Annotated in this window: 25 protein-coding genes, 1 tRNA gene and 1 pseudogene; 12 read left to right on the forward strand and 15 right to left on the reverse strand. The window is 67.9% G+C overall.

Features of this window, described 5'->3' with window-relative positions:
* Positions 1-46: 46 nt before the first annotated feature.
* Both BJY14_RS19320 and BJY14_RS19325 read right to left on the reverse strand, forming a co-directional pair.
* The gene (locus BJY14_RS19320) at positions 47-619 is read right to left on the reverse strand and encodes a DUF3885 domain-containing protein (RefSeq protein ID WP_218905497.1); all 573 of its coding nucleotides are present in this window, start codon (positions 617-619) and stop codon (positions 47-49) included.
* Positions 620-873: 254 nt separating this feature from the next.
* On the reverse strand, positions 874-1,467 hold the full coding sequence (locus BJY14_RS19325) for a pyridoxamine 5'-phosphate oxidase family protein (RefSeq protein ID WP_179844901.1): 594 nt from the start codon (positions 1,465-1,467) through the stop codon (positions 874-876).
* Positions 1,468-1,881: 414 nt separating this feature from the next.
* On the opposite strand from BJY14_RS19325, the gene BJY14_RS19330 reads away from it, so the two are divergent.
* Positions 1,882-3,198 (forward strand): aspartyl protease family protein, encoded by a 1,317-nt coding sequence (locus tag BJY14_RS19330; RefSeq protein WP_179844902.1) that lies wholly within the window; start codon positions 1,882-1,884, stop codon positions 3,196-3,198.
* 368 nt (positions 3,199-3,566) lie between these two features.
* Positions 3,567-3,890, forward strand: coding sequence for a hypothetical protein (locus BJY14_RS19335; RefSeq protein WP_179844903.1), 324 nt, complete (start codon positions 3,567-3,569; stop codon positions 3,888-3,890).
* A 168-nt stretch (positions 3,891-4,058) separates the two neighbouring features.
* Here BJY14_RS19335 and BJY14_RS19340 read toward each other — a convergent pair whose 3' ends face one another.
* Complete coding sequence (locus tag BJY14_RS19340; protein ID WP_179844904.1) at positions 4,059-4,199, reverse strand: hypothetical protein; 141 nt, start codon at positions 4,197-4,199, stop codon at positions 4,059-4,061.
* 298 nt (positions 4,200-4,497) lie between these two features.
* Between BJY14_RS19340 and BJY14_RS19345 the strand changes: the two genes are divergently transcribed.
* A complete protein-coding gene (locus BJY14_RS19345; RefSeq protein WP_179844905.1) occupies positions 4,498-5,208 on the forward strand; it encodes a helix-turn-helix domain-containing protein in 711 nt (236 codons plus the stop codon).
* On the opposite strand, the gene BJY14_RS19350 is transcribed toward BJY14_RS19345, so the two are convergent.
* The 3 genes from BJY14_RS19350 to BJY14_RS19360 form a co-directional block, all read right to left on the reverse strand.
* The gene (locus tag BJY14_RS19350) at positions 5,190-5,768 is read right to left on the reverse strand and encodes a dihydrofolate reductase family protein (protein ID WP_179844906.1); all 579 of its coding nucleotides are present in this window, start codon (positions 5,766-5,768) and stop codon (positions 5,190-5,192) included. The genes BJY14_RS19345 and BJY14_RS19350 overlap by 19 nt on opposite strands.
* A 155-nt stretch (positions 5,769-5,923) precedes the next feature.
* Positions 5,924-6,352 (reverse strand): DUF4240 domain-containing protein, encoded by a 429-nt coding sequence (locus BJY14_RS19355; RefSeq protein WP_179844907.1) that lies wholly within the window; start codon positions 6,350-6,352, stop codon positions 5,924-5,926.
* Positions 6,353-6,569: 217 nt separating this feature from the next.
* A complete protein-coding gene (locus tag BJY14_RS19360) occupies positions 6,570-7,034 on the reverse strand; it encodes a nuclear transport factor 2 family protein (RefSeq protein WP_179844908.1) in 465 nt (154 codons plus the stop codon).
* Positions 7,035-7,564: 530 nt separating this feature from the next.
* Between BJY14_RS19360 and BJY14_RS47745 the strand changes: the two genes are divergently transcribed.
* Positions 7,565-8,011, forward strand: a complete 447-nt coding sequence (locus BJY14_RS47745; protein ID WP_376770047.1) for a GNAT family N-acetyltransferase — start codon at positions 7,565-7,567, stop codon at positions 8,009-8,011.
* 58 nt (positions 8,012-8,069) lie between these two features.
* On the forward strand, positions 8,070-8,627 hold the full coding sequence (locus tag BJY14_RS19370; protein WP_179844910.1) for a dihydrofolate reductase family protein: 558 nt from the start codon (positions 8,070-8,072) through the stop codon (positions 8,625-8,627).
* Between the two features lie 160 nt (positions 8,628-8,787).
* Here BJY14_RS19370 and BJY14_RS19375 read toward each other — a convergent pair whose 3' ends face one another.
* The 4 genes from BJY14_RS19375 to BJY14_RS19390 all read right to left on the reverse strand — a co-directional run bounded on the left by BJY14_RS19375 (position 8,788) and on the right by BJY14_RS19390 (position 12,510).
* The gene (locus BJY14_RS19375) at positions 8,788-9,351 is read right to left on the reverse strand and encodes a dihydrofolate reductase family protein (protein WP_179844911.1); all 564 of its coding nucleotides are present in this window, start codon (positions 9,349-9,351) and stop codon (positions 8,788-8,790) included.
* A gap of 236 nt (positions 9,352-9,587) precedes the next feature.
* On the reverse strand, positions 9,588-10,370 hold the full coding sequence (locus tag BJY14_RS19380; RefSeq protein WP_179844912.1) for an alpha/beta fold hydrolase: 783 nt from the start codon (positions 10,368-10,370) through the stop codon (positions 9,588-9,590).
* Positions 10,371-10,751: 381 nt separating this feature from the next.
* A complete protein-coding gene (locus BJY14_RS19385; RefSeq protein ID WP_179844913.1) occupies positions 10,752-11,732 on the reverse strand; it encodes a hypothetical protein in 981 nt (326 codons plus the stop codon).
* A 418-nt stretch (positions 11,733-12,150) separates the two neighbouring features.
* Positions 12,151-12,510, reverse strand: coding sequence for a nuclear transport factor 2 family protein (locus BJY14_RS19390; RefSeq protein ID WP_179844914.1), 360 nt, complete (start codon positions 12,508-12,510; stop codon positions 12,151-12,153).
* A gap of 420 nt (positions 12,511-12,930) precedes the next feature.
* Here BJY14_RS19390 and BJY14_RS19395 point away from each other — a divergent pair, with 420 nt between their 5' ends.
* Positions 12,931-14,721 carry an alkyl/aryl-sulfatase gene (locus BJY14_RS19395; protein ID WP_179849494.1) on the forward strand — a complete coding sequence of 597 codons (1,791 nt, stop codon included), beginning with the start codon at positions 12,931-12,933 and terminating at the stop codon, positions 14,719-14,721.
* Positions 14,722-14,793: 72 nt separating this feature from the next.
* The gene (locus BJY14_RS19400; protein ID WP_179844915.1) at positions 14,794-15,786 is read left to right on the forward strand and encodes a DUF389 domain-containing protein; all 993 of its coding nucleotides are present in this window, start codon (positions 14,794-14,796) and stop codon (positions 15,784-15,786) included.
* A gap of 603 nt (positions 15,787-16,389) precedes the next feature.
* On the opposite strand, the gene BJY14_RS19405 is transcribed toward BJY14_RS19400, so the two are convergent.
* Together BJY14_RS19405 and BJY14_RS19410 are read right to left on the reverse strand one after the other, a co-directional pair.
* The gene (locus BJY14_RS19405; protein WP_179844916.1) at positions 16,390-16,965 is read right to left on the reverse strand and encodes a Uma2 family endonuclease; all 576 of its coding nucleotides are present in this window, start codon (positions 16,963-16,965) and stop codon (positions 16,390-16,392) included.
* 292 nt (positions 16,966-17,257) lie between these two features.
* Positions 17,258-17,328, reverse strand: a tRNA-Gly gene (locus tag BJY14_RS19410).
* 81 nt (positions 17,329-17,409) lie between these two features.
* On the opposite strand from BJY14_RS19410, the gene dcd reads away from it, so the two are divergent.
* From dcd to BJY14_RS19430, 4 genes and pseudogenes are all read left to right on the forward strand, one after another.
* A complete protein-coding gene (dcd, locus tag BJY14_RS19415; protein ID WP_179844917.1) occupies positions 17,410-17,985 on the forward strand; it encodes a dCTP deaminase in 576 nt (191 codons plus the stop codon).
* Positions 17,986-18,167: 182 nt separating this feature from the next.
* The gene (locus BJY14_RS19420; protein WP_179844918.1) at positions 18,168-19,421 is read left to right on the forward strand and encodes a quaternary amine ABC transporter ATP-binding protein; all 1,254 of its coding nucleotides are present in this window, start codon (positions 18,168-18,170) and stop codon (positions 19,419-19,421) included.
* A 163-nt stretch (positions 19,422-19,584) separates the two neighbouring features.
* A pseudogene (locus BJY14_RS19425) lies at positions 19,585-20,334 on the forward strand (ABC transporter permease); the annotation flags it as partial.
* A 47-nt stretch (positions 20,335-20,381) separates the two neighbouring features.
* Positions 20,382-21,269: a glycine betaine ABC transporter substrate-binding protein gene (locus BJY14_RS19430; protein WP_179844919.1), complete on the forward strand. Its 888-nt coding sequence runs from the start codon at positions 20,382-20,384 to the stop codon at positions 21,267-21,269.
* A 52-nt stretch (positions 21,270-21,321) separates the two neighbouring features.
* On the opposite strand, the gene BJY14_RS19435 is transcribed toward BJY14_RS19430, so the two are convergent.
* Together BJY14_RS19435 and BJY14_RS19440 are read right to left on the reverse strand one after the other, a co-directional pair.
* The gene (locus BJY14_RS19435) at positions 21,322-22,059 is read right to left on the reverse strand and encodes a ZIP family metal transporter (RefSeq protein WP_179844920.1); all 738 of its coding nucleotides are present in this window, start codon (positions 22,057-22,059) and stop codon (positions 21,322-21,324) included.
* A gap of 100 nt (positions 22,060-22,159) precedes the next feature.
* A complete protein-coding gene (locus BJY14_RS19440; protein WP_179844921.1) occupies positions 22,160-24,307 on the reverse strand; it encodes a (Fe-S)-binding protein in 2,148 nt (715 codons plus the stop codon).
* Positions 24,308-24,581: 274 nt separating this feature from the next.
* Here BJY14_RS19440 and BJY14_RS19445 point away from each other — a divergent pair, with 274 nt between their 5' ends.
* Positions 24,582-25,181 (forward strand): TIGR03086 family metal-binding protein, encoded by a 600-nt coding sequence (locus BJY14_RS19445; RefSeq protein WP_218905501.1) that lies wholly within the window; start codon positions 24,582-24,584, stop codon positions 25,179-25,181.
* Here BJY14_RS19445 and BJY14_RS19450 read toward each other — a convergent pair.
* Complete coding sequence (locus tag BJY14_RS19450) at positions 25,178-25,912, reverse strand: hypothetical protein (protein WP_179844922.1); 735 nt, start codon at positions 25,910-25,912, stop codon at positions 25,178-25,180. The genes BJY14_RS19445 and BJY14_RS19450 overlap by 4 nt on opposite strands.
* Positions 25,913-25,920: the final 8 nt, after the last annotated feature.

Consider the following 25,920-nt stretch of genomic DNA (forward strand, 5'->3'; position numbering starts at 1 on the left):
GAACACCCTTCCTCCGACCGAGTTCACACGGGAGATGGGCGCGTTCCTACAACCGTGACGGAGGTGTGGGCAGCCAGTCCGCATGGCGGCTCTTCAGGCCGTCACGCTCCCGAACGCTCGGAGCGATCACATCGGCTCCGCCGTCATAAGGGTGATAGAGCCACCGGAGATCCAGCGGACTGATGATCACATGGCCGAGCTCGTCGTCGGCCACGCACCGCAGGAGCGGATCCAGCGCCGTGCGACGAAGGGGAGCCGTACCGACCCGCAGCGTCAGCGGTATCTCGACGTACGGGTGTTCATCGGGATCGATCGTCAGCCATGGAACCGCACCGGCGTGAGTTCGCGGGCCGGCGGAAGCCTGGACGGGCGCGTCCGCGAAGTATCCGGCGATCACATAGACGCCCTCGTCCGCCCCGAGCTCGGCGAGGACGCGGTGATGGCGATCCAGGATCGTCTCGTACTCCTGCTCCGTCTCGGCATACCGCTTGGAGTCGGGCAGGCTGTGAAACCGCACCCAGCGATCGGGATGCCGTGCGCTCAGGGCGCACCCGATCGGCGCGCCGCCCCATCGCGTGCGCCACAAAGCGGTCAGCGACTTCACCTCGTCCTCGGTCACGATTCCCCACCTCCAGCAGCGATAGATCGTTTTTCGACAATTCAGTTATCTGCTCGCATGCCTTTGTGACTCCTGCGATGCGAAACGCGCCCTGCACGTCCGGATCGCTGGGTGAGCTCAGCGCGGGCACACGCTTAGGCCGCTAGATCGTCAGCCGTTCAAACCGCGTGATGGCCTGGCCCGCAGTCGATCGGCCGGCCGGTATCGAAGGGGCCGTCTCCTTGGCGCGGTCGCCCGCAATCACCGGCTGGGTCCTACACGGCCGGGGGAAGTGGCGGTAGCGGTAGCGGCAGCCCTGGTAGGCCGTCGATGCTGGCCGCGACGTGCTCCTTCTTTTGGAAGTACGCGTCGAGCGACTCGTCGGTCTCGCGCGCGAAGCGCGATGCGTGCAGCGGACGGTCCTCTTCGTAGGTCATGAACGGGACGGCGTACCCGCAGGTGTCGCGGATCTTCTCGGCGGTCACCACGATGATCGCTCGCAGGCCGTGCAGGGTCGGGTCGATGTCAGGGAAATGGCCCATCAGTTCGCTCCAGCGCACGTCGTCGCGGAAGACCGGCTCTCCGCGGCCGTGCACGCGCACGATGTTGGGCGGACCGTCGAAGGCGCACCACATCAGCGTGATGCGGCCATTCTCGCGCAGATGGGCGATGGTCTCGGCATTGCTGCCGGCGAAATCGAGGTAGGCGACGGTGAGCTCGTCGAGCACGGCGAACGAGCCGTTGAGCCCCTTGGGCGAAAGGTTGACGGTACCGTCGCCGTCCAGCGGCGCCGTCGCGGTGAAGAAGATGTGCTGCGCCTCGATGAAGGTGCGCAGCCTGCCGTCTATCCGCTCGTAGCTCTTTCCCATAGACCGAGTATGACGGCGAGGCGAAATCTCCTACCGAGCGGTCCGGCTTGCCTCTTGCTGTACGCCGAACGCAGGTGGGCCCGAACCACCAGCCGTCGCGATGCGGCGGGCCGTGCTCGACAAGCCGACCCAGTCGGACAGGCCTTGTCCAATGAAGTACGGCAACGGCTGACTTTCCGCTGCTCCTCAGCTGCGCTGTGGCGATCGTAGGTCTGGGACGCGGAACGCTCCGCTACGGGTCACACGAGCAAGATCCGCACCAGCCAGGATCCGTGTCCCGGTGTATCGCGGGCGTATCGGGAATCGCATACGCCCCCGCAACCCGCTTCGGTCTTCAGTGGCGGCACGGACCACAGCGGTCCGCGCCGCGGGCATGGTCCCCGGCAGAAGACGAACAGGGCAGGGGAGAAGGCTGTGGCCGATAACGGAGAACTGGACCGGCGCTCGCTGATCCGGGGCGCCGCCGTGGTGGCCGGTGCCGCCGCGGCCGCGCCGCTGCTGGGCGGGGCGGCCACGGCACGAGCCGACGGCGGTGACGCGGACGCGTTGTTCAAGGCCGGCAAGTTCGAGCAGGCCGGACGCGCGTATGAGGAGATCCTGAAGAAGGACCCCACGAACCTGCGCGCGGCCCGCCAGCGCGGCTACGTCGGGCTACTGGGCAACAAGTTCCCCGAGGCTGAGAAATACCTCAACATGGCCCTTGAGTTGGCGCCCGACGACAAGGAGACCAACCAGTTCTTGGGCGACTGCTACATCCGGCAGAACAAATTCGCTCTCGCCGCACCACGCTGGAAGGCGGCCGGCGAGGAAGGTTACGCCCGATGGTTCGCGGCAATCCGCGGCGAGGCGAACCAGATTCACGGCGACATCGGCCGTGTGCCATGGAAGCAGACGGATCCGTCACCGGTGGTGGAGGCCTCGGTCAACGGCGGACCGCCGAAGCGCTTCACGTTCTACACCGGAGCCCCGAACCTGAGCTTGACCGCGTCGGCGGCCAAGGAAGCCGGGCTGAGCCCCGTCTACAAGGAGAAGTCCGAATTCGAAGGCCTCACCATATGGGTGTACTACGGGGTGTTGGACTCCTTCAATCTGGGCGGCCTCGAACTCCGCAACGTCCCCGTGGGCTGGTCGGCGACGGAGACGGGCGAAGACGTCGACACCGAAAACGACGGCATGATCGGCACGTGGGTCTTCTACCACCTGCTGACCACCTTCGACTACGCGGGCCGGTCGCTGATCCTGCGCCGCCCGACCGCCCAAGCGGCCAGGAAGGTACGCGCCGACGCCGCACGGGCGGGCGCCAAACCACTGCCACTGTGGCTGTCCCGCGACCACGATCTCAGCAGCACGGGCAGCATCGCCGGCTCCGGCCTACGGGTGATGGGCGTGAACTTCGGCGGAATCAGCGGCGAGGCCACCGCGGGCATGCCCGGGGAGGTGGCCGAGCAGTTGGGCGTCCGCACCGACTACGACCGCCCCTTCGAGACTGCCGCCCACAGCCATCCCACCGTCACCTACCCCTGCTACCCCAAGGAGATCCGCCTCGGCGACGCCGTCGCCAACGACGTCTATTGCGAAATGGACCCGAACATGCCGGTCAACGTGCCCTGGCCCTACGGGCCGGGATTCGACGCGATCGGCCACTTCTCTCACTGTTTCTTCAAGCCCTACAACATCACCGTCGACTTCACCAACATGAACCTCTACATCGCCCGCGGCAAGGCCGCCTGATCACTGCCGGTGCGAGAGCCATGGGAACCGACGGACTGATGGGGGACCTTCCCGGCTTCATGGCGCTGCGCTGGCAAGGATCGGCGGGCCTCGCGTCCGACGTGGACGTCCCACTGCGCTGAACGTGTCATCGCGGACGGACTCGCCGTCCTCGTCCAGGCCGACCAGGAGGACGAGGGCGGCGCACGCGGGCCGGGGCTGACGGGCAGGAACAAGGAGGGCCCAGGCTCATGAACCCGAGCCGCGGCCAGGCGCCCGGCTGACGATGCCTCCTGAACTGGGCCTTCTGCGTGGAGTGGGTGACGGGAATCGAAACCGCGTTGCCGGCTTCGTCTGACGCTTCCTGCCCACCGCGTAGCGTCAGCCGAATGAACGAGGCAGTCCTTGACGAGGTCACTGCGCTGTGGGCCGAACACCTCAGCGCATCCTGGCCTGAAGAGCTGTACAAGGCCGATGACAGTGACGGCGATGTGGTCGAGATTGATGGCGCGATGGCTGGCTGCATCTCGTCCTATCTGCAGGGACGTGGGGTGCTCGATGTGAAGCGGGCCCGCATCATCCAGGCTTGCGCTTGCGACCTCCAAAAGGTCCTTCCCCGCTTGCGCGGCGACGGTGCACATTATGTTCGCCGTCTCATCCGCATGGCGGAGCTGATTGGTCGGTCGCAAGAAGCCGGCACCTCAAGCTCCTGACCCGCTGCCCATCAGAAGGTGCCATATGAACCGAGCTGAGCTGGGAGACCCGGCGAGGCCGACCCTGTCGGCTGGTTACTGAGGCGGGGCGGGCTTCCGGTCAGCATCGTCCAAGAGCGGCCCCCCGCGAGGAGGGCCGCCGGTGTTCACGGCCGCGAGGGCCGTGTCTCACTTCTCCGGGAGTACCGCCTCGGCCTCCTCAGCGGCCTCCTCGGGGGACTTGCCTGCGTCCAGAGCTGCCGTGTAGATCCGGTCGCTCTTGGCGAGGAGCTTCAGTCGCCTCTCGGACTCTGCTTGACTTTCGGACATCACGCCCTCCTGGTTTGCGGAAGAACCTGCGCGTTCATGCGACAGGTCGAAGGAGACCGTCCGCGCTCGCCCGCCTTCCGCACACACGCTCGTGGCGTGTCCCTCCCCTGAGATCGTGTTGCGCCACTTCGGCCCTGAGCTGGGACGTTGAAGCCCTCCGCGCTTCTGCCATCCGAGGTTGGACCGTGATCGGGGCGAGGCCGTCGTCGGCGCCGTGCCGCCGCCAGGCCGGCGTGGCCTTCCCAACGCGTCAGCGCCCTGCACCGTCACGGCTCTCCAACGCGGCTATCCTGCGCCCGTGGAACTGCGCTTCGAGACGCGCCGGTCCGACTCGCCGTGGGTCGACACCGTGTGGACCTGCACGAACGAGCAGGTCACGACGATGACGTCCGTCGCAGGGGTGCGCTGGGGCCTGGTGTTCTGGGAGCAGGACGGCCGGGCGTACGCGGGAATCACCGGTCCCGAAACCCGGACCGGCACAGTGCCCGTGCCAGAAGGTGCGACCTTCACCGGCATCGATTTCGCCGTGGGCACCTCGTTGCGGGCCGTGCCCACGGCGGCGCTGGTCGACGGCGGCATCGAGCTGCCCGACACCACGCACCGGACGTTCCGGCTGGACGGCGAGCGCTGGGAGAAGCCCGGCCCCGACGACGCCGAGGGCCTCGTCGAGCGTCTCGTCCGGACCGGCATCGTCGTCCGCGACCCGCTCGTCACCGACGTCCTGCGGGGTCACCGCCCGGCCGTCTCAGGGCGCACGATCGAACGCCGGTTCCGTGCCGTGACCGGGCTGACGCGCGGCGGCGTCCGGCAGATCGAGCGCGCCCGCAAGGCGGCGGAGCTGCTCGCGGTCGGCGAACCGGCCGCCGACGTCGTCACCAAGCTCGACTACTTCGACGAGTCGCACCTGGCCCGGGCGCTGCGCTCCTACGTCGGACGCACCGCCGGGCAGTTGCGCGAGGGCGCCGGCGGCGCGATCGCCCTCGACCTGGATCAGCGCTTGACGTCGTAGACGAGCTTCAGGATCCCGTTCGAGTAGCTCTCCGACTCCCGTAGCGTCAGCATCTGCTTGTCGCGGTCGGCCCGGTCGAACAGGCTCTTCCCGGCACCGAGCAGGACGGGGAAGACGAGCAGGTTGTACTGGTCGATCAGACCCGCCTCCGACAGCCGCCGTGCCAGCTCCGCGCTCCCGTGGATGAAGATCGCGCCGCCCTCGCCCTCCTTGAGCGCGGCGACGTCCTCGGTCGAGCGCAGGATCGTCGTCGGCCCCCACCCGTCGACGAGAGCGTCATCGGACAGCGTCGTCGACACCACGTACTTGGGCAGTTCCTTGTAGTCGGCGTGGTCCTCCGAACCGGGCCAGACCTTCGCGAACGCCTCGTAGCTGCGGCGGCCGAACATCAGCGCCGTCGTGTCGGCGAGCTCCTCACCCTTCAGCGACCAGGCTTCCGGGACGAACTCAAGGTCCTTGAACACCCAGCCGCCGCTGCGGTGCTCCTCCCCCGGCCCGCCGCCAGGCGAGTCCACGACACCGTCGAGCGACATGAAACCGGTGTAGACCAGGTCACGCATTGTTGTCTCCTCATGTTCGGGCGAACCGCTCGGTCCACGCTAGATCGCGACCGCGGCGGCCGTCTTGGACGGAAACGACAGCGGTTCATCAACATGCGCGACCGCTCCGACCGGACCGCCCGAGGGCATGTCCTCGGTGCCACGACCGCTGTCCGTCAACCGGCCCAACCGGCGGTATTCGAGTAGGACTCGTACGAGTAGCGGGTGCTGCGGTCCCACTCCTCGCCTGTGAGGTGCGCATAGGCGCGGTCAGGTACGTAGAGCAGGCTCTCCGCCCATACTAGGTCGGCGACATATGGGACGAACTCCGCCGGATCTTCGAGGACTCTTTCGTAGGCTTCGCGACCGGCGGCAACGACGGCAGCGCGCGTGTAAAGGAAGGCGTCGCCCGATAGGTCCTCGCCGTACTCTCTGCGATCCAGACGGTACAGCGCGCACGACAGGTTCTCGGCGAACCCGATGACGGCAGCCACGGGGCCGGCAGCGAGGCGTGTCGTCAGCGTGGCCGCAAGATGCTCGGCATCCGGGTCAGGCACTTCTGGTCTGCAAGCTTCGATGAGCTGCCAGAAGCTGTCCTCGTCCATGGGTCAGAGCATGCCGCATGCACCTGACAAACGTCCGCGAGCGCCCTGCCTCCTTGGGCTCCTACTGGTCGCGGCATGGCGTCACATCGTGTCTGCTTGGCGCTTCATGATGACCAGGCTTCGCTTGGTCTCAGCCGGGGGTCGCGCGCCGTGGGAGCCGGTGTCGTCGCCGAGCATCTCTGCTCTGGAAGACGAACATGCCGGGCCCCCTCGCTGATCAGGAGTCATGGTGCTGCCTGACGGCGGCGAGGACATCGTCCAGCTGACCACGCGCTTGGGCAGAGCGCAGGTGGTCCAGGTAATCACGGGATTCGACGATCTTTCCGTCGCGGACCCGCATGACGAAGACAGCCGGAACGGTGAACGGCTCACCGGTCTCCACCACGATCCCCTCGTACCGGAACTCACCCACGATGACCTCGGGATCCGCGGTCTCGTGAACAGTGATGCCGACCGGCCGGCGACGCAGGGTGTGCCCCGTGTAGGCGCCAGGCGGTGCGCCGATCCCGAAGTGCGCCCGCAACTCTTCGAGCGATCGCAGCGCGGGTGCCGCGAGTGGATGGAAAGGGTGCTCTACGTGGGTCTGCTCGGCGTAGAGCTCGATCACTTCTTCCCAGCGCTCCTCGCAGACACCGTGCACCAGCTCCAGAAAGACCTCGCGCGGAGTCAGGGATTCGGGCATGAGGCTTCTCCCATCAGAGTTCGCCATCGAGAACCGCACGCACGTCCGGCACGCGAGCGGATGCGGACGAGAGTCAAGGTAGTTCGTTAAAGAATTATTCGTCAAGGAACTACTCATCGGCCACCCGCCCTCGGCGAAGGTCCGTCCTCCCGCCGGGAGTTCCCAGGCTTCTTGACCGCGGCCCGCCCCACCCTCGCCGCGGCCCGCTGTGCTCGTTCACCCGAACGCCGAGAGGGTGCGACAGAGGCGGCAGCTCGCGGCTGCGGAGATGGTGGAGCGGTTCTTGCCTGACGAGTTGTGGGCGCTGTTCCTGCCGGTGGTGGTGCTCGATCCGACGCGCCGCAGGGCGGGGGTGGGCGCCGCCAAAGGGAGCGCGAGGTGCCGGCGGCGATGACACTGAGCGGTCAGAGGCTGCTGATGACACAGCAACGGGACGACGCCTTCTGCTTGGACGGCAGTAGGTTGTCGATCACGATTCCGTGTTCGAAGTAGTCGAAACGGGCGAGGGCTTCACGCTTCGCCAGACTCCCGTGACCCCTCCGATCCACAAGGTCTTCCCAGCTGATGAGGACACCCGGGCCGACCGCGATCCCGAGTCGAGCCAGACGGTGGTCGCCTACAGCGGAGACGACCTGTGCGGGTTCGTAGAGAGCTCCTTCGAACCATGGAACAGGCGCCTGACCATCTGCGACATCGAGGTCGCCCCAGGCTGGAGAGGCCGGGGACTGGGACGGACCTTGATGAGCCACGCCTTCGACTTCGCCGAAGAGCGGGGGGCCGGGCACGTATGGCTTGAGGTCAGCAACATCAACGCCCCGCGATCAGCGCCTACCTGCGGATGGGGCGCTCGGATGGTTGTACGGGGAGGTGGCGGCTCACAACTGCGCGCGCGAGGTACCGATGGCGCGGAGTGCGATGAGTTCTTGGGAACCGGGCGGTCTGAGTGTGTGAGTGATCAGCCACTGAGCACGAGTTGATCGAGCTGGTGACTGCTGGGACCGTCCCGGCGCGGATGAAAGCACGCGGAGGCATCGGATGCGGAAGTTGATCCTGGGTTACTACGTCTCGCTCGACGGTAAGAGCGCTGACGGGGACAACGGAATCAGGGACGTCATGATGAGCATCGACGACCCCGAGCAGGAGAAGTACTTCGTCAGCCGGCTGTGGGAGGCCGGGGCCTTCCTCATGGGCCGCAACACCTACGAGATCATGGCCGGGCACTGGCCCGACTCCGACCACCCGTCTGCCCGGCCAATGAACGAGATCCCCAAGGTCGTGTTCTCCCGCACCCTGAAATCGGCCACCGACTGGCCCGAGACCCGGATCGCCGGCGGTGACACGGCGGAGGAGATCGCCAAGCTCAAGGCCGAGCCGGGCAAGGACCTCGTCGCCGCCGGCGGCACCGCGTTCCTGCACTCCCTGATCAAACTCGGCGTGGTTGACGAGTACCGGCTGTGGGTGCTGCCCGCCGCCACCGGCAAGGGAGCGCCGCTGTTCCCCGAATTGGATCAGCCCGTGAACCTGCGCTTGGTAAAGAGCACAGGCTTCCCGTCCGGAATCCTCGAACTGGTGTACGCGCCAGCCGACAAGTAGGAGCTGGTAAGCGACCGCCAGTCACGGTGGCACCAGGGAGAGACCGAGCGACCGCAAGATCTACTGCCTGTGATCCGGGATGGGTATCAGGATCGCCCCGGAACACAGGGCCGCGAGATCCTTGGTGGCCCGACCCACGGGCCGCCCCGAGGTCGGGTACTCAGCGCCTGGTCTCGTATCTGGTCAGGAGTACGCCGTCGGGGAACGTCCGGGTCTCGACCAGGTTCAGGTTCACCCAGGTGTCCAGCGCGGTGAAGAACGGTTTGCCGCCGCCCACCAGGACCGGGTGGGTGACCAGCACGTACTCGTCGATCAGCCCGGCCCGCATCGCCGTCGCGGCGAGTGTGGCGCTGCTGATGTCCATCGGGCCGCCGTCCTCGTTCTTGAGCCGGGTGATCTCGGTGACCGCGTCGCCGGTGACCAGGCGGGCGTTCCAGTCGACCTTGTCGATCGTGGAGGAGAACACCACCTTCGGCATGTCCCGCCAGCGGCGCGCGAACTCGATCTGCGCCGGGGTGGCGCCGGGCTGCTGGTCGGCGGTCGGCCAGTGAGAGCTCATCGTCTCCCACAACCTGCGCCCGTACAGCGCCAGATCCGTCGCCCCCACCCGGTCGGACCACCACTGGAACAGCTCGTCACTCGGCACGCTCCAACCGAGATCGTCACCCGGCGCGGCGACGTAGCCGTCCAGGCTCAGGTTCATGGCGAAGGTCAGTTTCCGCATGGCGTCAGACTCCTGTAAGTCGGTTCTCGACGTACAGACGAGCACGACGCCGAAAGATAATCGGTCAGCACACACCGAGGACCGGGCTGCCTCGTCGCCGTCGTCCTGATGGAACTGACCGGATCATGCGGAGACCGGCTCACGCATGACTCTCCGCTGGACGTGCCCGGAGCCGACTCTTCTGCACGGCTCAGTTCGTCGAGAGATGATGCCGACGTCCCATGCCCACATGTGCATTACTCCGGCCCACACCGCCAGAGGTCGCGCAATGCGTCGTTGACGGTACTGGGCTGTTGTACCTGCGGGTAGTAGCCGGGCACCTTCAGGTAGCGTGCGCCGATCCGCTCGGCGATGAACTCCGCGGCGGCGATGAGCGGCTCGCCCGCATAACGGCGGTAGAGCTCGGGGGCGTCCTCCCAGGTGCCTGAGATCATCAGCTTGGGCCAGGGCGCGGCGGCGAGCTGGTCCAGGGGGATTTCGGCGTCCCAGCAGGGCCGCTCGCGCATCGCAGCGCGGACCGCCCGGAGGCGTTCCGGCGTGGCCTCCGGCACAGGCATCCCGATGCCTTCGGTGGACGCCCGCAGGTACTCCTCCGGAGTCATCTCCGGTGGCAGTCCCGCAGTGCCGGCGCGAGCGCGTTCCAGCGCTTCGTCCACCACCGGATGTCCTGCCGCGGGCCGCAGAGTGCCGGGCTGGATCAGGGTCAGTGACCGCACCAGGTCGGGTCGGCGCACGGCGGCCAGCATCGCGCCCGCACCGCCGTAGGAGTGCGCCACCAGATGGGCCCCGTCGCCGAGCAGAACAGTGATGTCGTCCGCGTCCGTCTCATAGTCACTGCCCTCGATGTCCGGGCTCGCCCCGTGACCGCGCCGGTCCATCATGACCAGCCGGAACTCGTCCTCCAGCGGCCGCTGATTGCCGAACCCGTACAACTCGTCGGCGCCCCAACTGAAGATCCCGTGAACGAAGACCGCTGATGCCGGGCCGTCTCCCCACACCGTCGCCTGGACGTCCGCCATGATCACCTCCACGCCGGACCATACTCCGCTGCTTTTCTGACCGTTCGGAGCGAACTCCTCGGCCGTGCGTCAGCCAGGCATCTGCTAGATCACCGGGAATTGACGCGAGCCCCCTCGGATCCGCCTCCTCTCAGCCGGGATGCTCGTTGAGGCGAATGACGATGTGACGGGCAGATGCGCGAACACGCGTTCCGGTACACCGGAGACTGGGGCTGCGAAGGCCTCGCTTCGCGCACGACCAAGCGGCTCTTTCGGCCTCGGCCGGTTGTGGTGAGCCGCAGAACGCTCAAGGCCCAGTTCCGGGGATCATGTCCCTGGCCCTGACCTGGCGTTTCGGCGATACAGCAAGTGGCCGCGATTACCCCCTGATCATCCGTTCCCCTAATGGCAGCCTGATGACGCGGTGCCCCTGCGCCTGACCTGGACGCTTGGTCTCCGTCCTAGCCTGATTCCGACAATCCTCCGGGGCGGAACGGGCGGGCTCAGGAAGGGGTCGAGGGGGGGTTCGGGCAGGTCATCGGACCATTCGAGTCCCAGTAGGTCCGCGGCCTGGGCCGACGCGGCGCGAGTACGGCCTGCTATCACCAGGGGGTGGTCCCCCGTGCCCTCCCGGTCGTGCAGGATGATCACGTCCGGCCCGCCGTAGGCGTGAGTGTCGGCGCCGAGTTCGCGCCAGGGCAGCAGTCCCATCTCGCGGTACGTCCTGTCGAGCCGCTCACCGATAGGTGTTCCGCCCTCAAGGTCGTCGTACCCGAATTCGAGGACCCAGCCAAGCGACGTAGGCAGCCGCTGGACCGCGAGCAGCAGGAAGAACTCCGAGATCGAGCGCGCCTGGAGCGCCCACCCGCCCTCGTCGTCCACGTCGACCAGGACCCGAGGGTCCTCCTGCCCGGCCTCAGCCGCGAGGTAGCCCCACTCGTTGCAGTACTGGTTCTCCGCCTTGAAGATGCAGACGCGCACGTCATCGCCCTGGATGAAGGGGCTGCCCTCGGGCAGTCCCTCCGAGATGCCGTAGCCCGACGGGTCGGGGCGGACGGTGGGCGGGTACACCGGGTTCGTCCAGTACAGGCGCGGCGTGTGGGTGAACGAGTTGAACGGCAGGTCCCACCATTCGTCCAGCGCCTTCGGGATGGGCAGTGCGAGGTCGACGTCCTTGAACGGGTCGTCCTCACCCGTGGCCGACTCCCCCTTGAGCCGCTGCACATACGCCTTGTGCTCGTCTTCGGACCAGCGCGGCCAGGACGGCTCTCCCTCAGGGACCTCATACCCCCACTCCTCGTGGAACTCGCGGTACAGGTCCCATCGAGGCCGGACGGCGAGCAGCCGATCCGCGAAACGGCCATAGTCGATCACGTCACTCACAACGGGCCAATGTAGTAGCCCGTCAAGGGGCGCATGGCCCCGACAACGAACAGACCGCGCCGCGCCACCAGCACCAGTCAGCCATGAGCGACCACGATCGCCGATGACCTCGAGGCGTTGCTTCAGGCTGGGCGGGACAAGGACGACGAAGAGCGACGACGGTGCGGCAGGCGCACCGGGCCTAACGGCACGCTAATACAGGGATTGTCACGTCTCGTGATCGAGAACGCACTGGCGTTGCCGCGCCAGATTCGCCCCTGGGAGGCATCGGCGTGCGACGAATCGGCCCTTGACCAGCAACCGAACGGCCACCGGTGATAGCGAGCCGGTTCGGGCGGAGTTACCGCCATCGACCGTTCGGATGCGGGTGCGTGTCAGCGACGGGCTAATTGGTAAGCCCTACAACATGTCGGCTACGTTAATCGGCCACGCTGGCGTGCACGGCGATGATTCGCCAGCCGTGCGTGTCGTCGTGTAGCCAAGTACGGGTGTAGCGCATCCTGGCCGCGAACGGCGCCCCGGAGACGGTCCCTTCGACGGTGCCGAGAAACCAGGTCACCCCGGTGCGCCCATCGGCGAGCACGGTCAGCTCCTCCTCAGCCACCTTCGTCAGCACCTGCGTCCGAGTGCGGTGCACCTCCAGGTCGTCCGCCTTGGTCTGAACGTTCCCACCGAAGGTGAAGATCAGCCGATCGTCCAGCAGCCGGTCCAGCGCCTCGACATCTCCAGCGAGCTGCGCGGCCTGGAGTCGGCGCTCGGCGTCTCTCAAGTCCTCCATGAGACCCACACTCCCAGCCGGAGCCGTATCCGCGCCAGGACGTTCACGCTCGGCTGATCTTCGCTGGAGCGCCCCGCGTTCACCAAAGTCGCTGCGGCCGCGCACCCCGGGGCCACCCGGGTGACGGGAATCGAACCCGCGCTGTCAGCTCGGGAATCATGGCGAACTCGGCCGTCACAGCGGCTGACCCGGCCACCGCTCAAACCGCAAGTGACCGTGACTGCCCCTTGATCACCGTGGCTGATCGCCCGTTAATCGCCCGCCGTCCGCCTGTGCGCGTCGGGGGCGCCGAGTCGTCACCAGGGGCGGCGATTGAAGGTCTCTTGGTGCGTCCGCGGTGCTGCCGTGGGCTACGCCAGGGAAGTGCTTGGTTGCTGAGGAAACGCGCGCCGAGGGGGAAACGTGGACGCTGTGCCGTCGATGGAGGATCGGACCGATTTCGCCAACGCTGACAAAGGGTTCGTCGGCACGGCCTCGCAGACGGAGATCAAGGACACCTCGGGGCGGGTCGTCTGGGATCTGAGCGCCTACGGCTTCCTCGACGCCGAATGCCCCGACACGGCGAACCCGAGTCTGTGGCGGCAGTCGCAGCTCACCGCCAAGCACGGCCTCTACCAGGTGGCCGACGGCATCTACCAGGTGCGCGGCTTCGACCTGTCCAACATCTCTTTCGTCGAGGGGGACACGGGTGTCATCGTCGTCGACCCCCTGCTGTCGGTGGAGTGCGCGGCGGCGGCCATGGCGCTCTACCGGGAGCACCGGGGGGATCGTCCGGTGAAGGGGGTCATCTACAGCCACTCGCACGCCGACCATTTCGGTGGTGTCCGCGGCGTGGTGCCGGACGGCGCCGACCTCCCGATCATCGCTCCGGCCGGCTTCCTGGAGCACGCCGTCTCCGAGAACGTCTACGCCGGCACCGCCATGAACCGGCGCGCGATCTTCATGTACGGAGCGGAGTTGCCCAGGGACGCCACCGGGCAGATCGGCGCCGGGCTCGGCCCGACGACGTCGACCGGCACGATCTCCTTGATCGAGCCGACGCTGTCGATCAACGAGACCGGACAGGACGAAGTGATCGACGGTGTCCGGATCGTCTTCCAGTTGACCCCCGGCACCGAGGCGCCCGCGGAGATGAACTTCCACTTCCCCGACCGGCGCGCCCTGTGCATGGCCGAGAACGCCACCCACAACCTCCACAACGTGCTGACGCTGCGCGGTGCGATCGTCCGCGATCCGCGCGTGTGGGCGCGTTACCTCACCGAGGCGATCGAGACGTTCGCCGCCGGGTCCGACGTGCTGTTCGCCTCGCACCACTGGCCGACCTGGGGCACCAGCGAGCTGACCGCCTTCCTGTCCCAGCAGCGGGACCTGTACGCCTACATCCACGACCAGACGCTCCGGATGCTCAATCAGGGCTACACCGGCACCGAGATCGCCGAGATGATCCAGATGCCGCCCGCGCTGGACCGGGCCTGGCACACCCACGGCTACTACGGCTCGGTCTCCCACAACGTCAAAGCCGTCTACCAGCGGTACATGGGCTGGTTCGACGGCAACCCGGCCCACCTCTGGGAGCTGCCGCCCGAGGAATCGGCGAAGAAGCACGTCGAGTTCATGGGCGGCGCCCAGAGCGTCCTTCCCAAGGCCGAGGCGGCTCTGGCGGCGGGCGAGACGCGCTGGGCCGCGCAGGTGCTCAACTACGTCGTCTTCGCGGATCCGGGCAACACCGAAGCACGGGAGCTTCTCGCTAGGGTCTACGACCAGTTGGGCCATGGCAGCGAGAACGGCACCTGGCGGAACTTCTACCTCCAGGGCGCGGCCGAACTGCGCGGTGACAAGCCCACCAACACCCTCGACTCCTCGTCCCCGGACGTCCTCATGGCGCTGAGCATCGAGCAGATCTTCGATTCCCTCGCCATCCGCGTCAACGGCCAGCGCGCCTGGGACACCCGCCTGACCATCGACTGCGTCTTCACCGACATCAAGGACGAGGTCCGGCTCAGCCTCGCCAACGGCGTCCTCACCCAGACCCGAACCCACGAGGGCACCCCGGCCGACCTCACCCTGACCCTGACCAAACCGCAACTGCTCCGCATGGTCGCCACCGGAGAACTCGGCGACGTCCACGTCGACGGCGACCGTCGGGTGGTGACCACGCTGATGGGGCTCCTCGACGACGTCGACCGCGACTTCGACATCGTCACACCCTGACCCGTCGATGAGGCAAGCCCTCACCCGGCCGACTCCTAGCGGCACGCCGTCTCATCCTGGCCCGGTGATGCGGTGCTGACCCGAATGCGGGAACTGCTGGTCCCCGCGGCGCAGCGGCGGACGCTGGAGGAACTCACCGCCGAACTGGACCTGCGCTCAGGCGACCGCCCGTCGAACTACTCGGCGTACTGGACGATGCTGGTGCTGTCCGCCGTCATCGCCGCCGCAGGAGTGATCTCCGACTCGACCGCAACCGTCATCGGAGCCATGATCATCGCCCCCCTGGCCACCCCGATCATGGGCATGGCGCTCGGCTTGGTGAAACGGCACAGGACCGGCGCAGGGTGGTTCGTCCTGGGCGGCGCGGCCGCGGTCGTCGCCGTCGGCCTGGTGGCTTCGCTCGCGGTGCCCCGCTCCTACGACCTGCTGTCCAACAGCCAAATCTCCGGCCGCACCTCCCCGGGCCTGGCCGACCTGATCGCCGCGATGGCGACCGGCCTCGCCGGAGCCGTCGCCCTCGCCCGCCGCAACGTCGCCGCCGTACTCCCCGGCGTCGCCATCGCGATCTCCCTCGAACCGCCGCTCGTCGTGGCCGGCGTCTGCCTCGGCGACGGCGCCCCCGGCCTCGCGCTGGGCGCGCTGGTGCTGTTCCTGTCCAACGTGCTGGCCCTCGTCCTCGCCGGCACCTTCATCTTCGCCGCCCTCGGCTACCTGGGCGCAAAGGCCGAGCCGACCCGCATCCGAACCGCCCTCGTTCTCAGCGCCGTCGCCCTGGTCGTCATCGTCCCCCTCGGCGTAAGCACAGCCGCGAACTACCTGTTCGCAGCCTGGCGAACCCAGGTCAAGCACGCCGCCACCGCATGGCTCGCGGCCACCCCCGGCGCCATCGTCACCAACGTCCAGACGCGGTCCAAGACCTTCCACATCTCCGTCCGCACCCCGAACGGCCTGCCCCCGGTTCCGGATCTGCTCAGCCGCCTGCACGGGATCATCCCGGACGGCTCGCCCGTCGTCGTCGACACCACCCAGGGCCGCACCATCAACGCCGGGACCGTGAAGCCTTGACACAATCGCCACCGCCCCCGCCGCCGCGCCCTCCACCCCCGGCAAGCGGCCCCGACCCCGCGTGTCGAACGCCACCAACAGCCGGGCGGACAACACCAACGTCCGGCTCTGGCGCCGCAGGACCACGCCAATCAGAAATGGTCATTCGCGACGGACAAATCATCGCCGCCGACACCCTCGCCTGATCCGCCGCGTGTGACGATGGCCCGTCCGGGATGACGACCAGGCAAAAGTAAGGCCCAGGATCGGGGATCATGTCCCTGACCTGGGCCTTCGTTGGGAGCGGGTGACGGGAATCGAACCCGCGCTGTCAGCTTGGGAATAGCCCCGAACCTGCCAGCTGGCACCCCTGACCTGGCGTCACGCCGTACCGCAAGTGACCGTGAGTACCCCTCGATCACCCTGGTTAATGGCCCGCTAATGGCCCGCCGCCGTAGCCCCTGACCTGCGCTCCCTCGTCCTGATCGGTACGGCGACAGCACCTGATCATCCGAGGGCGAGCGGACCCGGAGCGCAGGGCCGGCCACGGCCCGAGCACCGGAAGCCGCGGCAGCGCGTCTCCAGGCGGGTGAGACCTGGCGGGCTGCAACGCCCTACACGATGTCAGCGTTCGCGAACGGACTTGAGGTCGATGTCGAGGGCGAAGGGCTGGGTCGCAGTGACCCGGTCGTGGTGCACGCCGGTGGCGACATATGCGCCGCTGGAGTCGTCCAGCTCATAGGTGTAGACCGCGAACGCCGGTGCGGTCTGGTCGGTCTCCACGCGCCAGTAGTGCCTGATGCCGGCTCCCGCGTACAGGGCCGGTTGCATCCGCCGGTCCTTACGCTTGGTCGACGGTGACACGACCTCGGCGACGAGGGTGACCGACTCGGCATGGATAGGACGTTCATAGGGATCGTGCTCGGACGAGTACACGACGATGTCCGGGGCGATCTCGACCGGTTCCAACTCGTCGTCGTCCAGCAGCACGTCCACATCCGTGTCCACCTGCCAGGCGTTCGGGGCGGCGTCTTCGATGCGGGTCGCCAGGCGCCGCGCGATGCGCTGGTGGATCGGGCGGGGCCGTGGGCTCACGACAAGTTCTCCGTGGATGAGGCTCACGCGTACTGGAAGGTCTTCGGGCAGCGCCTCGTAGTCCGCCCGGGTCCAGGTGTCACCGGACGGCAGGGGGAGAGTCATCGCGGGCATGGCTCCTGATGCCTCCGGTCGGGTCGGTACGGATACTCGCCCAGAGTACCTTCGGCACGTCTCCCCAGGCCTTCGCCGTGGCAGTTGCCCCAGCCCGAGTCTCGGGCTTCGCCCTCGTCCAGGGTCGGGAAGGAGGCTGGATGGTGAAGGGTGAGACGGTGGTGCAGACAGCCTCTGGTGCCGGTGGCCTAATTGCACGCTAATGGCACGAGGGCCTGTGGGCGGCTCTAGAACGATCAAGGCCCAAGCGGGGAGCTGCTCCCTGACCTGGGCCTTCGTTGGGAGCGGGTGACGGGAATCGAACCCGCGCTGTCAGCTTGGGAAGCTGAAGTTCTACCATTGAACTACACCCGCGTGGGCGGCCTGAGGGGCGCCCGTGCTGTGGTTACTGTACCGGATCGCCGGTGGGGGCGTGGCGTGGGATAGCTTTCTGGGGTGCTGCTCTCCGATCGCGACATCAGGGCCGAGCTCGAGTCCGGGCGAGTGAAGATCGACCCGTTCGAGCCGGACATGGTTCAGCCGTCCAGTGTGGACGTGAGGCTGGACCGGTACTTCCGAGTGTTCGAGAACCACCGGTATCCGCACATCGATCCCGCTGTGGAGCAGCCGGACCTGACGCGGCTGGTGGAGGTGGGCGCCGAGGAGGCGTTCGTGCTGCATCCCGGGGAGTTCGTGCTGGCCTCGACGTACGAGGTGTTCGGGCTGCCGGAGGATCTCGCGGCGCGGCTGGAGGGGAAGAGCTCGCTGGGGCGGCTGGGGCTGCTCACGCACTCGACGGCGGGATGGATCGATCCAGGGTTCGGCGGGCACGTGACGCTGGAGCTGTCGAACGTGGCGACGCTGCCGATCAAGTTGTGGCCGGGCATGAAGATCGGGCAGATGTGCCTGTTCCGGACGAGCTCGCCGGCGGAGTACCCCTACGGGTCGGCGAAGTACGGGTCGCGGTACCAGGACCAGCGGGGCCCTACACCGTCGCGGTCGTACCTCAACTTTCACCGGACGAAAGTGTAGTCGGTTCGTAACCCGAACGTGACGGAAATCACCAAAAGATGAAACATGTTCTCTGGCCGGGTAGTTTCGGGCGACGCACAGGCATGGCGTCTGGTTGACAGCCTCTTTACGTGAGGCCCGGGCGCCTGGACGGACGAGGCGACCCGTTTCCGCGCATCGACGTGGGAACCCGGAAGGAGATCGTGTCAGTACTCCGCGCGGAAAGCGTTTCCAAGCTCTTCGGCCGTAGGACGGCGGAGGCGCAGCGAAAACTCAAGGCGGGCGCCGAGATGTCGGCGATCCGGGACCTCGGGGTCACTCCCGCTGTGGTGGACGCCACGTTCGAGGTCCGGCAGGGCGAGATCTTCGTGGTCATGGGCCTGTCGGGGTCGGGGAAGTCGACCCTCATCCGGATGCTGAACGGGTTGCTCGGCGTCACGTCCGGAAGTGTCGAGATCGACGGCCAGGACATCGCGAAGCTGCCGCCGAAGGCGCTGCGTGCGCTTCGGCAGAACAAGGTCAGCATGGTCTTCCAGCACTTCGCGCTGTTCCCCCATCGGACGGTTCTGGCCAATGCCGCTTACGGGCTCGAGGTCCGCGGCGTTCCCAAGGATGAACGAGAGAGGACCGCCCGGGAGTTCCTGGCTCTGGTGGGTCTCGAAGGCTGGGAGAACAAGGTTCCCGGTGAGTTGTCGGGCGGAATGAAGCAGCGGGTGGGGCTTGCCCGCGCGCTGGCTTCGGGCACTGACATCATCCTGATGGACGAGGCGTTCAGCGCGCTGGACCCGCTGATCCGCCGGGAGGTCCAGGACCTGCTTCTGGACCTGCAGAGCCGGTTCGGCAAGACGATCGTCTTCATCACCCACGATCTGAACGAGGCCATGCGCATCGGCGACCGCATCGCGGTGATGCGGGAGGGCCGGATCGTGCAGATCGGGACGGCCGAGGAGATCCTCACCGACCCCGCCAACGACTATGTCGCCCAGTTCGTCGCGGATGTGGACCGTACCAGGGTGCTGACGGCGGCCTCGGTGATGGAGAAGCCACTGGTCACGGTGCTGGCGTCGACCGGGCCGAGGACGGCTCTGCGGACGATGCGCGAGCACCAGACGTCGGCGGCGTTCGTGGTCGGACGGGATCGCAAACTCGTCGGACGGGTGCGGGCGACCGTGATCGCGGACGCGGTGCAGGAGAACGTCCAGACGCTCGACGGCCTGATCGACCCCGAGGACCCGGAGCCGGTGGCGCCGGACACCCCGGTCGCGGACCTGTTCGTGCGGGTCGCCGAGAGCGACCTGCCGGTGCCGGTGGCGGACGAGAAGGGGACGCTGCTCGGCGTGATCCCCCGGGTGACGCTGCTGGCGGCGCTCGGCGCGATCAACTCCCATGTGGAGGAGATGGTCGAGGAGGACGAGCCGGAGCTGGCGCTGACGAAGGAGGGTGGCGGCGATGAGTGACGCGGCGATGAAGCTGCCCCGGGTTCCGGTCGGCGAGTGGTTCGACGGCCTGGTGAGCTGGTGCACCGACAACCTGGCGTGGCTGTTCGACGGGATCGGCTCGGCGATCGAGGCGTCGGTGGACGGGCTGACGGACGTCCTGACGATCCTGCCGCCGCTGGGGCTGACGCTGGTGCTGGCCGTGATCGCGCTGGTGCTGAGCGGCTGGCGGCTGGCCCTGTTCACGGTCCTCGGGTTCGCGCTGGTCGACAGCATGGAGCTGTGGGAGCCGGCGATGGACTCGCTGGCCCTGGTGCTGGTGTCGGCGCTGGTGTCGACGGTGGTGGCGATCCCGATCGGGATCGCGGCGGCGCGCAGCGACATGGTGAGCCGCATCGTCCGGCCGGTCCTGGACTTCATGCAGACGATGCCGGCGTTCGTGTACCTGATTCCGGCGATCTTCTTCTTCAGCATCGGCTCGGTGCCCGGCGTGGTGGCGACGGTGATCTTCGCGATGCCGCCGGGGGTGCGGCTGACCGAGCTCGGCATCCGCGGCGTGGACCCGGAGATGGTGGAGGCGGGCGAGGCGTTCGGCACGCCGCCGGGCCGGATCCTGACCCGGATCCAGATCCCGCTCGCGATGCCGTCGATCATGGCCGGGGTCAACCAGCTGATCATGCTGTCGCTGTCCATGGTCGTCATCGCCGGCATGGTGGGGGCGGGCGGCCTCGGCGGCGAGGTGCTGGAGGGCATCAACCGGGTGGACGTCGCCAAGGGGTTCGAGGGCGGCATCGCCGTCGTGGTCCTCGCGATCTACCTGGACCGCCTGACCGGCGCCCTGGGCGACGGCCCGGGCATGCTGCGCGCGCTGTTCTCGCGGCGCCGCGCGGCCGAGCCCGTCCCGGTCGCGGTCGCCGCGGGCACGTCCAACTGACTTCCCGCTCCCCCCACTTCACCATGCAAGCCAACGAAAGGATGGGCATGCGCTCCAAGTTCAAGGGCCTGACGGTCGCCGCGCTGACGCTGACGCTCGGTCTGAGCGCCGCGGCGTGCGGCGATTCCGACTCCGGCGGGGGTGGGAACGACAAGGAGATCACCATCGGCATGGTCTCGGGCTGGGCCGAGGGTGAGGCCGCCACGGCCCTGTGGAAGCGGCTCCTGACCGACAAGGGCTACAAGGTGGAGGTCAAGACCCTCGACACGGGACCGCTCTACGCGGGCATGTCGAAGGGCGACGTCGACCTGTTCGTGGACTCCTGGCTCCCGGGCACGCACGAGGACTATTGGAAGCAGTACGGCGACAAGCTGGAGAAGGTCGGCGTCTGGTACGACTCGGCGCCGCTGACCATCGCCGTGCCGAACTACTCGCCGCTGAAGACGCTCGACGACCTGAAGGGCAAGGGCGGCCAGTACGGCGGCAAGATCGTCGGCATCGAGAAGAGCTCCGGCCTGTACCGGGTGTCGCAGGAGGAGATGCTCCCCGCGTACGGTCTGAAGGACGAGTACAAGGTGACGACGTCCTCGACGGCGGCGATGCTGACCGAGCTGAAGAAGTCCATCGACGCCAAGAAGGACATCGTCGTCACGCTGTGGCGCCCGCACTGGGCCTACACGAAGTACCCCATCCGTGACCTGCAGGACCCGAAGGGCGCGATGGGCAAGCCGGACGGCATCAACACGATCGCCCGCAAGGACTTCGGCAAGGACCAGCCCGAGGTCACCGGCTGGCTGAAGAAGTTCAGGATGGACGACAAGCAGCTCGGCTCCCTTGAGGACCTGATGGAGAACCAGTACAAGGGCAAGCCGGACCAGGCGGTCGACGCGTGGCTGAAGACGAACCAGAGCTTCGCCACGTCGCTGACGGGCTGACGCCGAGAACGTTCCCGAAGAAGGGCCGTCCGGGTTTCCGGGCGGCCCTTCTTCACCTCGCGAGCCCGACGCTGAGCAGCACGGCGAACAGCCCGAGCCCGGTGGCGGCCAGGGTCATGACCCGCGGGTGGACGCTGTGCGCCTCGGGCAGGATCTCGGCGGCGGCCAGGTACAGCAGGACGCCGGCGAAGACGCCGAGGTAGGGGCCGAGGACGGCCTCCGGGACGGTCGCCAGCGTGCCGATGGCGGCCCCGGCGACGGGGGCGGCGGCGTCGGCGAGCAGCAGCAGGACGGCGGGGCGCCGGTCGCGGCGGTACAGCGAGGCGGCGGTGAAGGTGTTGAACCCGTCCGCGAAGTCGTGGGTGACGACGGCGAGCGCCACGAACACGCCGGTCTCGGTGCCGGTCTGGAAGCCGAAGCCGATGCTGAGGCCGTCCACGAGGCTGTGCAGGACGAGGGCGAGCGCGGCGAGCAGCCCGCCGGAGCCCGAGCCGTGGACGTGCTCGTGCGGGGCGTACTCCTCCTCGTGGGCGCGGTGGATCGCCACCGCCTGCTCGACGACGTGCAGGAGCACGAACCCCGCCGCGAAGCCGATCATGGGGGCGGGGACGCCGAACGGGCGGTGCCGTGTCAGGTCCAGCGACTCGGGGAGCAGATCGAACGCGACGACGCCGAGCATCAGCCCGCCCGCGAGGCCGAGGACGAGGTGCCGGTGGTCGCGGACGCGCATCGCGGTGAGGCCGCCCGCGAGCGTCATCAGGAACGCGAGGACGGACACGAGCACGGCCATCCCCAGGTCTTACCAGCGAGCCCGCCCCCTCAACCGCCGCCGGAACGCGGAACGGCCCCGCCCCCGCGGGAGCGGGGACGGGGCCGTCGGGCAGGCGCCCCTATTCGGCGGCGACCGCCTCCTTCTCGGGGGTGGTGCCCTCGCCCTTGATGGAGCGGATCAGGAGCTGGGAGACGTCGACGACCTCCAGCGACTCCTTGGCGTCGCCCGCGTTCTTCTTCTCGTTGATGGCGTCGCCCAGCATGACCAGGCAGAACGGGCAGGCGGTGGAGACGGTGTCGGGGTTGGTCTCCAGCGCCTCGTCGACGCGCTCGGTGTTGATGCGCTTGCCGATGCGCTCCTCCATCCACATCCGGGCGCCGCCGGCGCCGCAGCAGAAGCCGCGGTCCTTGTGCCGGTGCATCTCCTGCGTCTTGACTCCGGGGACGGTCGCCATGATGTCGCGCGGCTGCTTGTAGACCTTGTTGTGGCGGCCGAGGAAGCAGGGGTCGTGGTAGGTGATGTTCTCCTCGATCGGCGTGACCGGGGTGAGCTTCCCTTCCTCGACCAGGTGCGCGAGCAGCTGGGTGTGGTGGACGACCTCGTAGTTCCCGCCGATCTGCGGGTACTCGTTGGCCAGGGTGTTGAAGCAGTGCGGGCAGGTCGCGACGATCTTCTTGACGCCCGCGTCGTTCAGCGTCTCGACGTTCTGCTGGCCGAGCATCTGGAAGACGAACTCCATGCCGAGGCGGCGGGCCGGGTCACCGGTGCACGCCTCCATGGGGCCGAGGACGGCGAACTTGACGCCCGCGATGTGCAGCAGCTCGGCGACGGCCTTGGTGGTCTTCTTGGCGCGGTCCTCCAGGGCGCCGGCACAGCCGACCCAGAACAGGTACTCGGTGTCTTCGGAGACCTTGTCGTCGACGACGTCGACCTCGAAGTCGAGCTCCTCGACCCATTCGAGGCGCTTCATCTCGGACATGCCCCACGGGTTGCCCTTGTTCTCCAGGTTCTTCAGCATGACGCCGGCCTCAGAGGGGAACGAGGACTCGATCATGACCTGGAAGCGGCGCATGTCCAGGATGTGGTCGATGTGCTCGATGTCGACCGGGCACTGCTCGACGCACGCGCCGCAGTTGGTGCAGGACCACAGGACGTCGGGGTGGATGACGCCGTCGTCGCCGACGAGGGCCTTGTCGACCTCCATGGCGAGCTTCTGCTCGTCGGTGAAGGCGTTGCGGGCCTCTTCCGACGCGGTGAAGTAGGGCGCCTTGGCCAGGGCGTGGTCGCGCAGCTCCAGGACGAGCATCTTCGGCGACAGCGGCTTGCCGGTGTTCCAGGCGGGGCACTGCGACTGGCAGCGACCGCACTCGGTGCAGGTCGCCATGTCGAGGAAGCCCTTCCAGGTGAAGTCCTCGATCTTGCCGCGGCCGAAGACGTCCTCGTCGGGGTCGGCCTCCTCGAAGTCGAGGGGCTTGCCGCCCGACATCATCGGCTGCGCGGCGCCGAGGCCGTCGGGGCGGCGCTTGAACATGACGTTCAGCGGGGCCAGGAAGATGTGCAGGTGCTTGGAGTGGACGACGAAGACCAGGAAGATCAGCGCGACGGCGATGTGCAGCAGCAGGCCGACGGACTCCAGGACCTCCAGCGTGTGGTCGCTCAGGCCGTCGAAGAGGTGGCCCACGGCGTAGGAGAAGTAGGCGCCCTTGCCGTAGGGGAGGTTGCCGCTGGCCCACTCCACGCCCCGGAAGAAGAACATCGTCCAGATCACGTTGAAGATCATGAACAGGGTCATCCAGGCGCCGGACAGGTGCGAGCCCTTGAACCGGGACTTGCGGTCCAGCCGCTTCGGCGAGTTCTTGATCCGGATCGCGGTGAAGACGAGCAGGCCGGCGGTGCAGGCGAGGGCGATCGTGTCCTGGACGAAGCCGATCGGCGGCCAGGTCTGCAGGCCGGGGATCTTGACGTCCAGCCCGAACAGCAGCGCGACGGCCGCCTCCAGGTAGACGGTGATCAGCAGGATGAACGCCCACATGACCGCGGCGTGCGAGACGCCGGCGAGGGTCCACTTCAGCAGCTTGCGCTGGCCGAGGACCTCGACGGCCTGGCCCTCGACGGCCTTGGCGGGCTCACGCCTGACCTGCAGCGTCCTCTCGGGATCGGGCTGCCCGCTCTTGGCGATCGCGTACAGGAACAGCACTCGCCTCCCGGCGAGCGCCAGCGCGACCGCCGTTCCGGCGAGCCCGATGACCAACGTGATCCAGAACACTGTTCCGTCCTCCTGGGGTACGGGCGATGGCAGCCAGCGTAGGGCTCGCGTCAGACTGCTCTCCATCCGGGGCCCGAATACTACTCGGCAGTAGCTTACGCGTCACATCCCCTGGTCAGAACCACCCGCGCCGACGTCCGGACCGCCCTGACCCTCGATCTTGAACTCTTACCCCCGCAGCGATGAGTATCCGGCGGTTCCCGAGTCCATATCACGGGAGGGGACGCGTCCACCCCCGTCCCGTCCACCGGTACGCGAACCGGAAGGAACCCAGATGACCTCGATGCCCGACCTCGGCCCCGCCGCCCGGCGGATGGCCGGGCTGCTGGCGGACGTGCGCGACTCCCAGCTCGCCGGGCCGACGCCCGCCGAGGGCATGCCGCTCGGCGCCCTCATCGACCACGTGGACGGCCTGACCCTGGCCTTCACCTGGGCGGCGGCGAAGGACTTCCCGGACGGCCCGTCGCAGCCGCCCTCCGCCGACGCCGCGCGGCTCGCCCCGGGCTGGCGGGCCCGCGTCCCCGAGCGGCTCGACGCGCTGGCGGCGGCGTGGCGCTCCCCGGACGCGTGGCAGGGCATGACCCAGGCCGGCGGCATCGACCTGCCCTCGGATCAGGCCGGCCATGTCGCGATGAACGAGCTGGTCGTGCACGGCTGGGACGTCTCCCGCGCCCTCGGCCGCCCCTACGACGCCGGCGCGGACGAGATCGAGGCGTGCCTCGCCTTCGTCGCCCCGTCCGTCGAGCAGAGCGGTGGCAAGGGCGTCCCGGGCCTGTTCGGCCCCGCCGTCGAGGTGGGCGCGGACGCGTCGGCGCTCGACCGCCTCATCGCCATGACCGGCCGTGACCCGTCCTGGACGGCGGACACGCTCTAGGCCTCCGAGGCCTCCGATACGTGGACGAGGAGGTCGTGGACGAAGCAGGCCTCCATCGGGCGGCCGTCGAGCTCGAACGGCACGATGTGGTAGTACGCGTTCGGAGTCCGCGTGGGCTCCCAGCCGAAGAAGGCCTCGGCCTCCGTCCGCAGGACCGACCAGGGGCGCATGTCGTCGGCCGACCGCATCGGCTCGCCCGACCTGCGGACGAACCGCTTGTCGACGACGTAGCCGCCGACAAGCATCTCCGTGCTCTCGGGCTCCACCCACAAGCCGGTGCCCATGCTCGTGTGCTCCAGCCAGAAGTCGGGCCAGAGCGGGAGGGCGAAGCGGTGCCGGGAGGGGCCGCCGTTGACCGGCTCGCCCAGGATCACCGCCATGTCCTTGATCTTCAGCAGGTCGGGGGTCTTCCACGCGGCGGCCTCCTCCGCCAGGGCCTCCGGCGGATCGTCGTAGGGCGCCGGGAGTTCCGGGAGGGACGGGCTGACACCGCGAATGTCGTTGAGGAGGGACAGCTGGTAGCCCTCCACGGTCATCGAGGGCGAGGGGCGCGGCTCGGGGTCGGCGAAGCGCTCGCACGACCAGCACCACCAGGGCGCGGGCGGGCCCATGCAGCCGCCGGTGTAGTAGATCTCGCGGCGTTCGTGCCGCCGGTACGGCGTGTCGTCGACGGGCATGCCGTACTCGACCGGGACCAGCGGGCCGTCACATCGTTCGCACTTCGGACTCATGACCCCTC

The organism is Actinomadura luteofluorescens (assembly GCF_013409365.1).
Classification (GTDB): domain Bacteria; phylum Actinomycetota; class Actinomycetes; order Streptosporangiales; family Streptosporangiaceae; genus Spirillospora; species Spirillospora luteofluorescens.

Bases quoted from the DNA above. Each gene is read 5' to 3' on its own strand.
- BJY14_RS19325 (WP_179844901.1), bottom strand. From the start codon at position 1,467: ATGGGAAAGAGCTACGAGCGGATAGACGGCAGGCTGCGCACCTTCATC.
- BJY14_RS19435 (WP_179844920.1), bottom strand. From the start codon at position 22,059: ATGGCCGTGCTCGTGTCCGTCCTCGCGTTCCTGATGACGCTCGCGGGC.
- BJY14_RS19335 (WP_179844903.1), top strand. From the start codon at position 3,567: ATGAACGAGGCAGTCCTTGACGAGGTCACTGCGCTGTGGGCCGAACAC.
- BJY14_RS19430 (WP_179844919.1), top strand. From the start codon at position 20,382: ATGCGCTCCAAGTTCAAGGGCCTGACGGTCGCCGCGCTGACGCTGACG.
- BJY14_RS19370 (WP_179844910.1), top strand. From the start codon at position 8,070: ATGCGGAAGTTGATCCTGGGTTACTACGTCTCGCTCGACGGTAAGAGC.
- BJY14_RS19360 (WP_179844908.1), bottom strand. From the start codon at position 7,034: ATGCCCGAATCCCTGACTCCGCGCGAGGTCTTTCTGGAGCTGGTGCAC.
- BJY14_RS19375 (WP_179844911.1), bottom strand. From the start codon at position 9,351: ATGCGGAAACTGACCTTCGCCATGAACCTGAGCCTGGACGGCTACGTC.
- BJY14_RS19355 (WP_179844907.1), bottom strand. From the start codon at position 6,352: ATGGACGAGGACAGCTTCTGGCAGCTCATCGAAGCTTGCAGACCAGAA.
- BJY14_RS19395 (WP_179849494.1), top strand. From the start codon at position 12,931: ATGGAGGATCGGACCGATTTCGCCAACGCTGACAAAGGGTTCGTCGGC.
- BJY14_RS19350 (WP_179844906.1), bottom strand. From the start codon at position 5,768: ATGCGTGACCTGGTCTACACCGGTTTCATGTCGCTCGACGGTGTCGTG.
- BJY14_RS19340 (WP_179844904.1), bottom strand. From the start codon at position 4,199: ATGTCCGAAAGTCAAGCAGAGTCCGAGAGGCGACTGAAGCTCCTCGCC.
- BJY14_RS19445 (WP_218905501.1), top strand. From the start codon at position 24,582: ATGACCTCGATGCCCGACCTCGGCCCCGCCGCCCGGCGGATGGCCGGG.
- BJY14_RS19405 (WP_179844916.1), bottom strand. From the start codon at position 16,965: ATGACTCTCCCCCTGCCGTCCGGTGACACCTGGACCCGGGCGGACTAC.
- BJY14_RS19380 (WP_179844912.1), bottom strand. From the start codon at position 10,370: ATGGCGGACGTCCAGGCGACGGTGTGGGGAGACGGCCCGGCATCAGCG.
- BJY14_RS19450 (WP_179844922.1), bottom strand. From the start codon at position 25,912: ATGAGTCCGAAGTGCGAACGATGTGACGGCCCGCTGGTCCCGGTCGAG.
- BJY14_RS19390 (WP_179844914.1), bottom strand. From the start codon at position 12,510: ATGGAGGACTTGAGAGACGCCGAGCGCCGACTCCAGGCCGCGCAGCTC.